The following is a 12,262-nucleotide window of genomic DNA, read 5'->3' as shown; positions in this document are numbered from 1 at the left end:
GAACGAGCCGATCGCCACTCTCATTTCTTTGTCACCCCAAAATATTGGAATCGGTCACCCTACACGTAGGGCTGTGCCGGCGAAGCAGCACAGCAACTGAAAAGCCGCGGGCGGGTTTCTTCTTGTTAGAAGAAACCCGCCCGCGGCTTTCACGCAAGTAGAGAACTCGCGGGATTAGCTAACCTTTGCAGGAATCATGCTCTTGACCGCACGGTATGCAAAAACCATGGCCGAGCCCAGCGGAGTACCGGGACCTGGGTAGAAACGGCCGGAGAAGGAAGCGCTGGTATTACCTACCGCGTAGAGACCTTCGATGGCGTTACCGTCCTTGGTCAGCACGCGAGAGTCCTTGTCCACGCGCAACCCGCCCTTAGTTCCTAGATCGGCCAGCACCATGCGAGCCGCATAGTATGGACCCTGCTCGATAGCTACCAAGGCCGGGTTAGGTCCGTAACTTGGATCGGCAAAGAACAGGTCGTAGGCGTCCTCACCACGGTGAAAGTCGACGTCGACGCCGGAGGCAGCAAACCCGTTAAAACGCTCAACGCTAGCATTCAGTGCATCGGCAGGAAGATTAGTCAGCTCGGAAAGCTCGGCAAGTGTATCGGCCTTCACCCAGGTACCTGCGGCAAGGTGCTCCTCGGGGCTGGTATTCATGGGCCGCTGGATGCCCGGCATATCGCCACCGAATTTGGAATCGAAAATAAACCATGAAGGAATACGCTGCGCCGCAGCGTTGGCTAGAACACGGCCCATTTGATCGTAGGGAAGGGACTCGTTGGCAAAGCGCTGACCATTGGTGTCTACCCAGATGCCGCCACGGAAACCCAAGGCAAAGGCTGTCTGGCCGGAGGGCTGCACGCTTCCCGGAGCCCACCAGGCTTCATCCATCAAATCAACCACGCCACCAACGGCTTCCGCGGCCCGGATGCCGGTGCCGATGTTCGCGCCATCCGGCGCCATGGTCCATTCTGCAGCGCCCGGTGCCCCAAACTCCTGGCGCATTTCATTGTTTGCCTCGAACCCTCCGGCCCCGAGGATCACACCAACTTCGGCGTGTAGACGCTGAACGCCTTCTGGACCCTGGACCACGATGCCCACGACCTTGTCGTTTTCGGTAATAAGTTCGGTCAATGCCGTTTCCAAACACACGGCACCATTGCCGGTGTTGGTGTAGGCAAGCAGCAGACGGCCAATCAACGCCTGGCCGGCGGTCAGCGGGCCATCCTCGTGTCCATTGCCGTGGCGGTCTTCTTCGACACGCGGACGCACAATATCGGCCAGGTCGCCGATCTGCTCACGCGGCAGATCCTCCGGCATAACCGAACGCCCCACGTCCTTACGACCAGGCCCGGCAAAGTAGTCTGGGAAAGCAATGAACTTGAACTCAATGGCCGGGTCTTCTTCGAATTCGGCAACAAACTCCGGTGCTGTTTTCACGAAGGCTTCGCGGCGTTCAACTTCATGGTCACCCAAGAGCGAGGTGAGGTAGGTCAGCGCCTCGGTCGAGGAGTCCTCCACCGCAAATCGCTCCTGGACCTGAGAGGCCGGCAACCAGCAGGAAGCACCGGCATAAGCCGAAGCACCGCCAAGCAGCTTGGTCTTTTCCACCACGACGGTCTTCAGACCCCGCTTCGCGGCACTATAGGCGCCCGCCATGGCACCTGCACCGGAGCCGACAACGATGACGTCAAATTCACCGTCCCAAACCTGATTTTTGGACATTCCATCTCCTTTACTTCTTGCACAGACATGTGTGGGATACACAATCAGAACCAGGGAATTTGGCTTGCTCCGTGTCCCACCCAGCAGGATTTTCCTCGAGAAGAAACCTACTTATCCCACACAGCGAGACAGGACGTGCGGCACGTCACACTCCTGTGGCTAAATGTGTGTTCGGGAATGTGATCAACAGGGTGCCGCGTAGCGGCTTTGGGAAGGGCAAAATCCGCATGGATAACGTTGCAACCGGACCGGACGAAATCCGCCACATCGTTAACAACGGGGCGCCCACCCGGTTTGCCCGGGGTTGGCACTGCTTGGGACCAGTTCAAAAATTTCTAGCCCAAAATCCGACCCAGTTGAGGGCCTTTGGACAGGACTTAGCAATCGAGGTTTTGGCCGATGGTCACTGCGTCGCATCTAACGAGCGTTGCTCTCTAAGTCTCGGTCAGGATCCCGGAGCGCAAAGCGAAACTATCGAGCCTTTCTGCAACGTCCACGGCGCAGAGCACTCCATGCCGACGACGCTGGCACCTTGCTGGCCGGTACTCCAGCAAGATGGCCTCCTCTTTATCTGGCATGATGCAGAAGGGGCTCCCCCGCGTGCGGGCCAGTCAATTCCACGCGTCCACGGCACCAGTCCGGAACAGTGGACCGATCTTGTCTGGAACGAAATAACTCTCAAGGCCGATCCGCGCGATGTTGTAGAACACTTGGTAGATACCGCAACGTTCTTCTATGAGAGCTCCAACCGTCCGACATTCTTTAAGAACGTCTTCGAAAATCACGTTGCCACCCAATATTTTGATGGACCCATGCGCAGAGAATACTCCCACCACGCAGCCGAAGCCGCTCCGGAGAAGCTGATTTGGACCAACTCCGTAGCTTCATACTTTGGGCCCTCATTCATGATCGATGAACTGGATTATGTTCATGATCGATACGACATCAACGCCATCCTAGTTACCGCCCATTATCCGATTGACGAACACACCCTGGTGTTATTCTGCGGGGTAAGCGTTAAACACAGCAAGGAACTTGGCAGCGATCCACAAGAATTTGCCGCCGACCAATCGGCCCGCATGCTGCATGGGTTTGGTACGGACGCCGAACCCTGGCAGCAAAAAACCCGCGTTGATAATCCTTTGCTGTGCGAGGAAGACGGCCCTGTCTATCAGATGCGCCGCTGGTATGAGCAGTTCTTTTGCGATGCCGCCGACATTGAGCCGCGGATGACCGACCGGTTCGAATACGAAATGGATACGACAATGCCATTGGACATGTGGAAGCGATCACTGGCCCGCACCCCCGTCTCCAGTAAAACCACAGGAAAGCAGCCGGTCTGATGGATCAACAAAGCGATGCCCGACTCATTGAAATTCCACTCCAGTCGTTGGACTGCACAGAGTGTGTAGCACGCGTTCTGGTTCGGAAATCAACCTGGCAGCAAACCAGCATCCAATGGACGGAAGAAGCCCTCGAGGCCTGCCGAGAGCGTCCTGCCACTAGGTGTGGCGAGCGGCCCAAGGATAGATTCATTGGCTGCGAATCGTTGCGTCATGAGATCCGCGAAGCAACTAACGACGGGCGGCTCAACGTGGTGTATCGAACCGACTCGGAAACCGAGCCCGACCGACCCACGGTTAGCTAACACGGTCGAGCGAGCTGCCCCGAGAAGGTACAGTGCAATAGCTTTTACACCGCGGCCTTGCCTCCGCTTAGTGCCCCCCAGCGAGAGAATTAAGCACTACCTGACGGATACCAGAACCCTTGCGTAATGCTGCCTGAGCGGCTCTCCCGGCCATGCCCTATCGAGGGCTTTCTCCCGGTGTACCCCGATGGCAAGAGCTAGGCCTCAAGTGACACCACACAAGTTTGCGCGCGCACGCGGGGAATCAATTCATACCCGCCTCGGTACCAGATAAAGAGCACTGGCCCGGACCCAAACACCCCCCAAGCTTTAGCCGCTAGGAGGGTACTGGGGACGGGCCAGAACCAATTTCGAGTTATTACTCGTCGTACGTGATCTTCAGTTTGTCACTGACGGGTCTGGCCTGACAAGCAAGGATGTAGCCATCTTCCAGGTCTTCCGGTTCCAAGACCTCATTGCGATCCAGGGTAACTTCACCCTCAACGAGAATGCAGGTACAGGCGCTACAAGAGCCTTCACGGCAAGAGAAGGGAGCATCGATTCCGGCGTTGAGCAGAACCTCAAGCAGCTTGTTCTTTGGCGGCCAAAGCACGGTGCTGGTCTCGCCATTGATCTGAACTTCAACAACCTTGTTATCAGTTGCATTCTCGTCAACTTCGATGTCGATCGGCGCAAAGGGATCAGTGGTTAATGAGCTGAAACGTTCAATATGAATGCGTTCATGTGGCATGCCAGCACCGAGCAATACCTGCTCAATGGCATCCATGAACGGACCCGGGCCGCAGATAAATGCCTCCCGGTCCAGATAAGGACTGGCCAACGCGGTGAGCGAAGCACGGTCCGGAATGCCCTGGACACTTTCGAGCCAGTGAATAACATTGACCCGTCCCGGGTATTCTTTCGTCAAGGCGATTAATTCATCCTTGAAGATGACATTTTGTTCATCACGGTTTGCATAAATCATGGTGACTAGCCCCGAGCCGGCAATGAGCGCCGACTTCAGGATGGACATTACCGGGGTCACCCCGCTGCCGCCAGCAAAAAGCAGGAAGTCGCTATCTAGTGAGCTAGGTACGAAGGTTCCCGCTGGCTTGAGCACTTCAAGAAGATGCCCGGCCTGGACATTGTCACAAATCCAGTTTGAACCGTATCCGTCGCGGGTGCGCTTGATAGTGATCTTGAGCTTCTCGTCCTGCTGTGGAGAACTGCACAGTGAGTAGCAGCGAGCCGCTCCACCTTCCCAATCGCTGGGAATTCGCAACGTCAGAAACTGTCCGGGCTTGTAGTTGAAGTTTTCTTCGAAACCTTCCCCTGGTTCTAGAATCAGCGTGTGTGCGTCCGAGGTTTCTCGGATCACTTCGACCACACGCGCCTGCAATCCGGTGATTCGTGGGGCGCTCAGCGTGCTTGTCATGATGCAGTCCCCTCACCGCGGCGCAGGAAGCTCAACACAGTGCTTTCAAAGGCTTCTTTTTGCTCGATCATGGCCCAGTGTCCGCACTTGGGGAAAATGTGCAACTCAACATCTGGGATGGTGCGCATCGGCACCAAAGCACCATCTACGGGCGACACCCGGTCATCTCGTCCCCAGACAATCAGGGTCTTGGCCTTGAGCCGGTGCAAGGTGGCCCAGGCCGGTGGAGCATCGGAGGTCGCGGTTGCCTCAATCATTGCCTTCATGGCAGCCCTGCTGTACATCCGGCGAGCGCTTTCTAGCGTCTGCGGATCGGTTGCCTGAGCCCAGCGCTCCTCAATCAATTCCTCGGTGACCATCTTTGGGTCAAACACCATGGAGCGCAGCCACTGGATCAGTCGTTCTCGGGTCGGATCCTCGGTGAATTCAACCAAGAGGTTGATGCCTTCGGCCGGGAACGCACCAAAGATGCCAAGTCCCACACCGCCAATTGTGACAAACCGGCGTACGCGTGTTGGGTTCTCAATGGAGAACTGAGTCCCAACAAACCCGCCCATGGAGTTACCAATGATGTCCACCTGCTCTAGGCCCAGGCCGTCAAGCAGGTCGGTAACCGCCTGGACGCCGGCCGGCATGGGGTGAAGATCGGTAGGATCACTCACCCCAAAGCCGGGGAATTCCAGGATGTAGCAGTGGAAGTGTTCGGCAAAGGCCTCGAGGACTCCCCCGAAATTCCTCCATCCCGTGACTCCAGGACCGGAGCCATGGAGGAAGACCAACGGCGGGCCCTCTCCGGCTTCGTGGTAGCGAAGTACGCCACGTTCGGTCTGCAGCTCACGCAGGGTTGATTCAGCACTGAGGCTAGGCAATGAGCCCGGTTTGTGGCGAAGGTCGACAGTCATTTCTCGCATCTCCTCGTGGCGTAGGTCTCAACGGTCTTTTGTGAACCTTAATCCGCAAGGCGACGAGAATCCGCAGTGGTCCCGATGACCGGGATGCGCGGGCGGGCGCACTCAGATAGGCGCGAGAAACGTCTCTGGCAAACGCCAAAATCAATGATCCCAATAGGTGAGACATGGATCACTCCCCAGGGCGTGGGGCATTTAGATTCATACATAACAGCGGCGTGTAGACGCCTTATGAGGAAGTGAGAAATAACCCCATGACCACCATTGCCACCACCGATGTGCTCACCGAACGCGGAGCAGAGCTTCGTGCCGAAGGCGAGGTCAATGAGCGCCTTGGAAAACTAAGTGAGAAGTCAGTTGAGATCATGCGGCAGTCCGGGGTTATGAAGCTTCTGGCTCCGCCGGAATACGGCGGAACCCGCGCGCATCCTGCAGAATTCGCCGAGATGGTCATGAAAATGGCAAGCCTCGATGGCTCTGCCGGCTGGGTTGCCGGCGTCGTGGGTGTACACCCGTGGGAACTTGAACTCATGTCTCCGAGGCTTCAGGAAGAAATTTGGGGCCTGGATAACGAAACCTGGGTTTCTTCCCCGTACGCTCCAATGGGTGTTGCTACCCCGGTTGATGGCGGTTATAAGTTCACCGGCCATTGGCAGTTCTCTACCGGCACCGATCACGCGGACTGGGTCATCCTCGGCGCGTTCCTCGCAGACCGTTCCGGCGAAAAGATCATGCCTCCGCGTTTCCTCCACGTGGTAGTTCCACGCTCCGATTACACGATCGTGGATGACTCATGGGACGTGGTTGGGCTCAAGGGCACCGGAAGCAAGGACGTCATCATCAATGATGTATTTGTTCCCGAATATCGCGTCGTTGACCAAACAGATTTGTTCTCCGGCAAGGTTGCCCGCGATGCCGGCAAGACCGAACCGATCCACCGTCTACCGTTCTACAGTATCTTCCCGCAGGGCCTGACCGCCGCGGTCGTCGGCATCGCCGAAGGCGCTTTGCAGGCACATCTTGATTACCAGAGCAGTCGCGTACAGATCAATGGCTTCAAGAGTGTCGAGGATCCGTACACCATGTACGCGGTCAGTGAGGCTGCCGGAGAAATCCGGGCTTCCCGAGTCTCCCTGCTAGATAACATCAACCGGCTCTACGACACGGTGGCAGCCGGGAAGGAAATCTCCATGGAGCAGCGTGCCGTGGGCCGCCGCACCCAGATTCAGGCCGCATGGCGCGCTACCGCAGCAATCGATACCATTCTTGCCCGTTCGGGTGGCAACGGCTTGCGCATGAACAACCCGATCCAGCGTTTCTGGCGCGACGCCCACATGGGTACCGCTCACGCGATTCACGTTCCGGGCCCTTCCTACCATGCAGCGGTGCTGACCGAGCTGGGACTCGAGCCACCGGTAAACCTGGCAGCCGCGGTCTAAGACGTTCGATTCGGCAGAGCACTATCAAATCATTCGTCGGAAAGGAAAGCGATGCGCGGAAACCCTGATTGGAAGTCTCTGGTTGGAGAACATGTCAAGGTGCAGAAAGATGGAAAACTCGTCCGGACCGGCTATGTCCTAGACGTCATGAAGTCTGCCGACATCTTATGGATTGAAGCCGAAGGAAATCATCAGCGTGCGCTTTTCGAGAAAGCGATGGGCTACACAATTCAGCCCATACAACGCACCATCGCGCACCAGTCCTGAAACCCCGGGCACTGCATCCAGGATGCTTAGTGCCCTGCACTAACCGCACCTTGCGGCATCAGCACAACCACCATCACCAATTCACACTTAACCCTTAAGCGAGGAACAATGACTCACATTCGAGGCCTGGGCTACCTGAAGGTCCAGACACAACACATCGCACGCTGGCGCGAGCTGACGGTTGAGGCACTAGGATTTGCCGAGACCATCGGGCCGAACCCGGATGGAATCTACCTACGCATGGATGAGCGCGAGGCTCGCCTCATCGTACTTCCCGGCGATTCCGACCGTGTAGTGGCCGTGGGCTGGGAAGTTCGCGACCACTTTGCTCTGGCAGCCGTGGCCAAGGACGTAGAGGCCTCCGGCGTCGAGGTGACCTGGCTGAATGAGGAACAGAACGACGAGCGCGGTCTAGAACAGGTCATTACCTTCACGGACCCGGCCGGCACCCCTGTGGAAATTTTCTTTGGTCCGCGCATGGACCACACCCCGCTGAAAACCGGATACGCACAGAAATTCATCACCGGAGCGCAGGGCATGGGCCACGTGGTACTGCCAACCACCAAGATGGAGGAGACCACCTCGTTTTACACCGAGGTACTCGGCTTCCTGCCGCGCGGCGCCGTCCGTCTTGGCCCGCAGCGCCCGGCTACCCGTTTCCGCTTCTACGGCTGTAATGAGCGCCACCACTCGCTGGCCATGGGACCGGCCCCGCACGGCGAGGCACCGGGCCTTGTGCACCTGATGGTTGAGGTCGAAGATCTGGACACCGTGGGCCGCGCCTACGACAAGGTCCGCCAGATGGACTTTAACATCACCGCGTCCCTGGGCCGCCACACGAACGACCACATGGTTTCCTTCTACGTCCGGGCTCCGGGCGGCTGGGACATCGAGTATGGCACCGATGGCATGATTGTCGATGAGAAGTACTACACCTCCGAGGAAATCACCGCCGAAAGCTACTGGGGGCACTCCCACGAAGGTGCCGAACCACTGGCTGCATTCGAATCATCGGTAGTTACAGCAGCCGTATAGTTCCACGTGCCTTTGCGCAGCTAGAAAATCCCATACAGTTTTCCCCGGATGGCGAGCCGCTCGTGCTCACTCGTCCGGGGAATTCTTGGTTTCCAGTTCCCGGAGCCCCTCCCGTAACAGGCTATGAGGCTCTTTTGGTGACTATCCAATAGTCGTTCCCGCTTACCTTCACCACCCACCAAGCCAACGTTTGTCCCCCCACTAGATATCCCAAACTCACGGAGCAAAGTTCACCTCGTGGACTGTATTCGACAGCTTCATCCTTTTAACGCAGTAGTCGAGCCACCCGTATGGAGCGCTCTTTGTCACGGGGAAAAGGAGTACTTTGAACTTTCCGGACATCGGAGGCTAATTTTCACATTATTGCGGCTTTGCCAGAAATCCTTGTTGCACCGAGCAAAGGTGCCATATTCAGGCCCAGGGCGATTCAACAGTTCTATTTCCTCGTCGGCGGGATCTAGGAACCGGTACTCGATCTCGGGGCCAGGTGCGAGTTCACGCACGAGGCGTTTGCGCAGGGTCGGCGAAATGCCAAGTTTTGCCTTGATGGACACCAGTTCCTCATCCTGTAGCCGTTCAAGCCGATTTCAGGAGTACTCGATGATGGTGCGGTCTCCTCGTGGGTCGAAATCATCTAGCTCGCGCACCGGGTGTGGTTGATTTCCTCGTTCTGCATCAGTTCACAGGTACGGTAGCTGACAGCGCAACCGACGCTCACCGATGCCAACAACGTTGGGGTTCAGCTCATGGGGATCCATTTTATCGGGATTTCCGGCGTCGGGGTCTTTGTCAGACATCAGCACTCCGCGTTGGGTGAGCCTTCAAGATGGCACGTTTTGCGGGGGGGGTACCTCCGCTGATGATTCGAGCATACTAGCGGGCCGAAACCGATGGTACCGTTAGCCCGGACTCAACCTTGGCGTGAGGGGGTTAGCGGATTCAGGACCTGATTCCAGAGGTATTCCTCCCCCACCACCGGGATGCCATAGGATCGCGCCTTGCGAGCTTTGCCGGAGAGACTGTCTGGATCGGCTGCCACCAGTAATTTCACCTTCTTCGTTACCGCGGGGTGGGCGAGGTAACCAGCGGATTCAAGTTCGGCCTCTATCAGGCTACGACTCCTCGTCATATCTCCGGTGAGCACAATCAGATCCCCGGGTTCAAAGAATGATGCGGCAGCTCCGGTCGGTGATGGTCCGGAACTAGGAGAGAGTTCACGGGCAAGCGATGCAGATGCGAGCTGATCGGCTGGAATTTGCAACAGCTCGGCCATGGTGGCGAGATCCTGTAATTCTTCGGCGGTAAGCACACCATCGGCCCAGGCAGTATCGGCAACCGAGGAGAAGTATTGGCCGTGCAATTCCATCACCGTGGTTTTACTCAGTTCCAATTCTTCGGCCAGCCGTACCAGCGCCGATTGTTCATGGGCCGACAGATATCTATCGAGCAGCGCGCGGTCGAGCAATGCGAGGTATTCCTGATGTGCTGCCGGACCGGTGATCTCCGGCAGGCGCACCACGATCCGATCAACAAAATGCGTTTGAGCGGATTCGGCGGAAGAACGGTGCACCGGTGAACGCAGCGTGTCTGGCGGAGTCTCATGCCAGCTGGTTGCCGCGGCTTGGGCCAGCAAGTAATCCCAGTCATCGAGGTCTGGGTCAAGGTCTATATAACGGGATAGGAGCACCGCTGTGGCTTGCGCATCGTCTCCGGCACTGTGCGCATGGCGCAGCTCGATGCTGAAGGAATCGCAACAGTCCTGCAGGGAGCGTCCGGCGCCGGGCAGGTATTCGTGGGCCATCTGCATGGTGCACAAGCCGCGGGGCAGGTAGTAATCCGGCAGGGCCAGTCCCGCACGCTGGAATTCGGATCCTAGAAAACGTGCATCAAAGCTTAGGTTGTGTCCCACGATAATGGTTCCGGATAATCGCCAGTCGAGCTCGTCGGCGATGTCGACAAAGCGCGGTGCATCAAGAATGTCTTTGGCCCGGATGCCGTGGATGGATTGCTTGCCAAGGTCCCGCTCGGGGTTTACCAGAGTCTCCCAACGGTCTAGCACCGTGCCGGATCTATCCAGGGTGACCACCGCAATCTCCGCAATGCGATCATGGTTCCCGGGGAATAGTCCCGTGGTTTCCGTATCGATCACGGCAAAATATCCCTGTGTCATGTGCTCCCCCGATTCACACCAGTTTCAATAGCTTGGTTCCGATCCTAGCCCGGTGGCCACGGAGTCACTATTAGATGATGGCCGGTAGGAGGCACTCATGGAATTTGTACCGCGGTCTCTTGCCACCAAGTGCGGGTTTTCGGTGCGTGTGGAGCGATGCCCGCAAAAGCACCACACCACACGCACCTTTCCTCGTTACGCCAAACGGCGATCAGCGCAACGGGTTGAAATGCCGCATGATGGCAGGCACCGATTCTCCGGTGATCGAGGCGGCAAGCATCTTTCCGGTCAGCGGGCCCAGTGCCACGCCCCACATGCCGTGGCCGCCGGCCACATGCACGCGGGATGAACGAGTTGCCCCGATCAACGGCAGGCCGTCGGTGGTGCAGGGGCGGGACCCGACCCACTCCTCCTGGCGGTCTTCCCAGTTGATGCCGGTGAACAGCGGGGAGGCTGCGGCAACGATCGCCTCAATGCGTTTGGGCTCCAGTGGGTGGTCGGCATCGCGGAATTCCATGGTGCCGGCGACCCGGAAGCGGTCCCCCAATGGGGTGCAGGCCACGCGCTGGGACGGGAAGTAGATCGGGTGGGTCGGCATGACCTCGGGAAGAACGGTGAAGGAGTACCCGCGCCCGGCCTGGACCACGCGCTTGACGCCGAACTTCTTGGCAAGCTGCCCCAACCAGGCTCCGGAGGCGATGACCACCGAGTCGGCATGCTGGATCCGGCCCTGCGCATCGATGACCTCGACGCCGTTGGCGTGCTCGCGGATGTCAACCACGTCGAAGTCGGTGACGATCTGCGCACCGCGGGCCAGCACCGAGTCGGCCAGTGAATCCATGAATTTTGGTGGGTTAATGAAGCGCTGGTCGTGGATCTGCACGCCGGCCTTGACGCCGTCGCCAAGGGTTGGTTCCATGGAGCGGATCTCATCGGCACTGAGCAGGTCGAACTCGACCTTGCCGCCGGAGGCGCGGATGCCCTCGAACTCGTGCAGCAGCGCGTCGCGGTCCTTGAGGTTCTTGAACCCCGTGAGGAAAGGTTCGGCCGGCTTGGTTTTTTCGCTCATGCCCGTGGCCAACGCCACCGACCCTGCGTCGGATCCGTCGCTGGCCTGCATTTTCGAGGTGGTGTGTGCGGATTTAGTGATGCTGCTGCCCTCGGCAAGCTCGTCGAAGGCGTCGAGTCCGGTGGCCCCGATTTCGCTGAAGACCGCCATGGCCTCGCGCCATTTTCCGGGCGTGCAGTGCCGCGCGAAGCCCAGCAGGAAGCGGATCAGCGAGGGCTTGGCGGACAGTGGGATATACAGCGGCGAGGCAGGGTCGAACATGGTCTTCAGCCCATAGGTCAGCACCGAGGGTTCGCTCAGCGGAAGTGTGAGCGCCGGGGTAAGCCAGCCCGCGTTGCCCCAGGAGGAACCCGCGGCCACTCCTTCGCGGTCCACGATGGTGACCTTGACGCCGCGTTCCTGCAGGTACCAGGCGGTGGAAAGACCCACCATGCCGGCACCGATGACTACAACATGCTCCGGGGTCTGCGTGTTGACCATTCTTCGCTCCTATCGGAAAGTTCGTGTTTGCGGCCGCGCTGGCACCTCAACCGTGCATCCAGCAGCCGGGCAAGCAGGGGGAAACTACATCTGCGGGTTCGTAACGG

11 protein-coding genes are annotated in these 12,262 nt (G+C 58.2%); 5 read left to right on the top strand and 6 right to left on the bottom strand.

Going from position 1 to position 12,262, the window contains the following annotated elements; genetic code table 11:
* Positions 1-174 precede the first annotated feature (174 nt).
* Complete coding sequence (locus tag CQ018_RS04235) at positions 175-1,725, bottom strand: FAD-binding protein (protein WP_105548754.1); 1,551 nt, start codon at positions 1,723-1,725, stop codon at positions 175-177.
* A 227-nt stretch (positions 1,726-1,952) separates the two neighbouring features.
* Between CQ018_RS04235 and CQ018_RS04230 the strand changes: the two genes are divergently transcribed.
* Positions 1,953-3,068 (top strand): 3-ketosteroid-9-alpha-hydroxylase, encoded by a 1,116-nt coding sequence (locus CQ018_RS04230; protein WP_146111815.1) that lies wholly within the window; start codon positions 1,953-1,955, stop codon positions 3,066-3,068.
* The gene (locus CQ018_RS04225; RefSeq protein ID WP_181149727.1) at positions 3,068-3,373 is read left to right on the top strand and encodes a ferredoxin; all 306 of its coding nucleotides are present in this window, start codon (positions 3,068-3,070) and stop codon (positions 3,371-3,373) included. The genes CQ018_RS04230 and CQ018_RS04225 overlap by 1 nt, the downstream gene beginning before the upstream one ends.
* Positions 3,374-3,731: 358 nt before the next feature.
* On the opposite strand, the gene CQ018_RS04220 is transcribed toward CQ018_RS04225, so the two are convergent.
* Both CQ018_RS04220 and CQ018_RS04215 read right to left on the bottom strand, forming a co-directional pair.
* The gene (locus tag CQ018_RS04220) at positions 3,732-4,787 is read right to left on the bottom strand and encodes a ferredoxin--NADP reductase (RefSeq protein ID WP_105548752.1); all 1,056 of its coding nucleotides are present in this window, start codon (positions 4,785-4,787) and stop codon (positions 3,732-3,734) included.
* On the bottom strand, positions 4,784-5,689 hold the full coding sequence (locus CQ018_RS04215) for an alpha/beta fold hydrolase (RefSeq protein WP_105548751.1): 906 nt from the start codon (positions 5,687-5,689) through the stop codon (positions 4,784-4,786). The genes CQ018_RS04220 and CQ018_RS04215 overlap by 4 nt, the downstream gene beginning before the upstream one ends.
* 260 nt (positions 5,690-5,949) lie before the next feature.
* Between CQ018_RS04215 and CQ018_RS04210 the strand changes: the two genes are divergently transcribed.
* From CQ018_RS04210 to CQ018_RS04200, 3 genes are all read left to right on the top strand, one after another.
* Positions 5,950-7,134, top strand: coding sequence for a hydroxylase (locus CQ018_RS04210; protein WP_105548750.1), 1,185 nt, complete (start codon positions 5,950-5,952; stop codon positions 7,132-7,134).
* Positions 7,135-7,185: 51 nt separating this feature from the next.
* Positions 7,186-7,401 (top strand): hypothetical protein, encoded by a 216-nt coding sequence (locus CQ018_RS04205; RefSeq protein ID WP_105548749.1) that lies wholly within the window; start codon positions 7,186-7,188, stop codon positions 7,399-7,401.
* Positions 7,402-7,509: 108 nt separating this feature from the next.
* Positions 7,510-8,436, top strand: coding sequence for a VOC family protein (locus tag CQ018_RS04200; RefSeq protein ID WP_105548748.1), 927 nt, complete (start codon positions 7,510-7,512; stop codon positions 8,434-8,436).
* A 305-nt stretch (positions 8,437-8,741) separates the two neighbouring features.
* On the opposite strand, the gene CQ018_RS20225 is transcribed toward CQ018_RS04200, so the two are convergent.
* The 3 genes from CQ018_RS20225 to CQ018_RS04185 all read right to left on the bottom strand — a co-directional run bounded on the left by CQ018_RS20225 (position 8,742) and on the right by CQ018_RS04185 (position 12,155).
* Positions 8,742-8,990 carry a hypothetical protein gene (locus tag CQ018_RS20225; protein WP_105548747.1) on the bottom strand — a complete coding sequence of 83 codons (249 nt, stop codon included), beginning with the start codon at positions 8,988-8,990 and terminating at the stop codon, positions 8,742-8,744.
* Between the two features lie 356 nt (positions 8,991-9,346).
* On the bottom strand, positions 9,347-10,606 hold the full coding sequence (locus CQ018_RS04190) for an exonuclease domain-containing protein (protein ID WP_105548746.1): 1,260 nt from the start codon (positions 10,604-10,606) through the stop codon (positions 9,347-9,349).
* A gap of 211 nt (positions 10,607-10,817) precedes the next feature.
* Positions 10,818-12,155 (bottom strand): FAD-binding oxidoreductase, encoded by a 1,338-nt coding sequence (locus tag CQ018_RS04185; RefSeq protein WP_105548745.1) that lies wholly within the window; start codon positions 12,153-12,155, stop codon positions 10,818-10,820.
* Positions 12,156-12,262 lie beyond the last annotated feature (107 nt).

The organism is Arthrobacter sp. MYb227, from assembly GCF_002975435.1.
GTDB lineage: Bacteria > Actinomycetota > Actinomycetes > Actinomycetales > Micrococcaceae > Paeniglutamicibacter.
Note: the sequence above shows the minus strand (reverse complement) of the source record. Positions and strands in the feature narration are given on the sequence as shown.

Excerpts from the sequence above, each read along its gene's own strand:
- CQ018_RS04235 (WP_105548754.1), bottom strand. The coding sequence starts at position 1,725 with ATGTCCAAAAATCAGGTTTGGGACGGTGAATTTGACGTCATCGTTGTC.
- CQ018_RS04230 (WP_146111815.1), top strand. The coding sequence starts at position 1,953 with ATGGATAACGTTGCAACCGGACCGGACGAAATCCGCCACATCGTTAAC.
- CQ018_RS04225 (WP_181149727.1), top strand. The coding sequence starts at position 3,068 with ATGGATCAACAAAGCGATGCCCGACTCATTGAAATTCCACTCCAGTCG.
- CQ018_RS04220 (WP_105548752.1), bottom strand. The coding sequence starts at position 4,787 with ATGACAAGCACGCTGAGCGCCCCACGAATCACCGGATTGCAGGCGCGT.
- CQ018_RS04215 (WP_105548751.1), bottom strand. The coding sequence starts at position 5,689 with ATGACTGTCGACCTTCGCCACAAACCGGGCTCATTGCCTAGCCTCAGT.
- CQ018_RS04210 (WP_105548750.1), top strand. The coding sequence starts at position 5,950 with ATGACCACCATTGCCACCACCGATGTGCTCACCGAACGCGGAGCAGAG.
- CQ018_RS04205 (WP_105548749.1), top strand. The coding sequence starts at position 7,186 with ATGCGCGGAAACCCTGATTGGAAGTCTCTGGTTGGAGAACATGTCAAG.
- CQ018_RS04200 (WP_105548748.1), top strand. The coding sequence starts at position 7,510 with ATGACTCACATTCGAGGCCTGGGCTACCTGAAGGTCCAGACACAACAC.
- CQ018_RS04190 (WP_105548746.1), bottom strand. The coding sequence starts at position 10,606 with ATGACACAGGGATATTTTGCCGTGATCGATACGGAAACCACGGGACTA.
- CQ018_RS04185 (WP_105548745.1), bottom strand. The coding sequence starts at position 12,155 with ATGGTCAACACGCAGACCCCGGAGCATGTTGTAGTCATCGGTGCCGGC.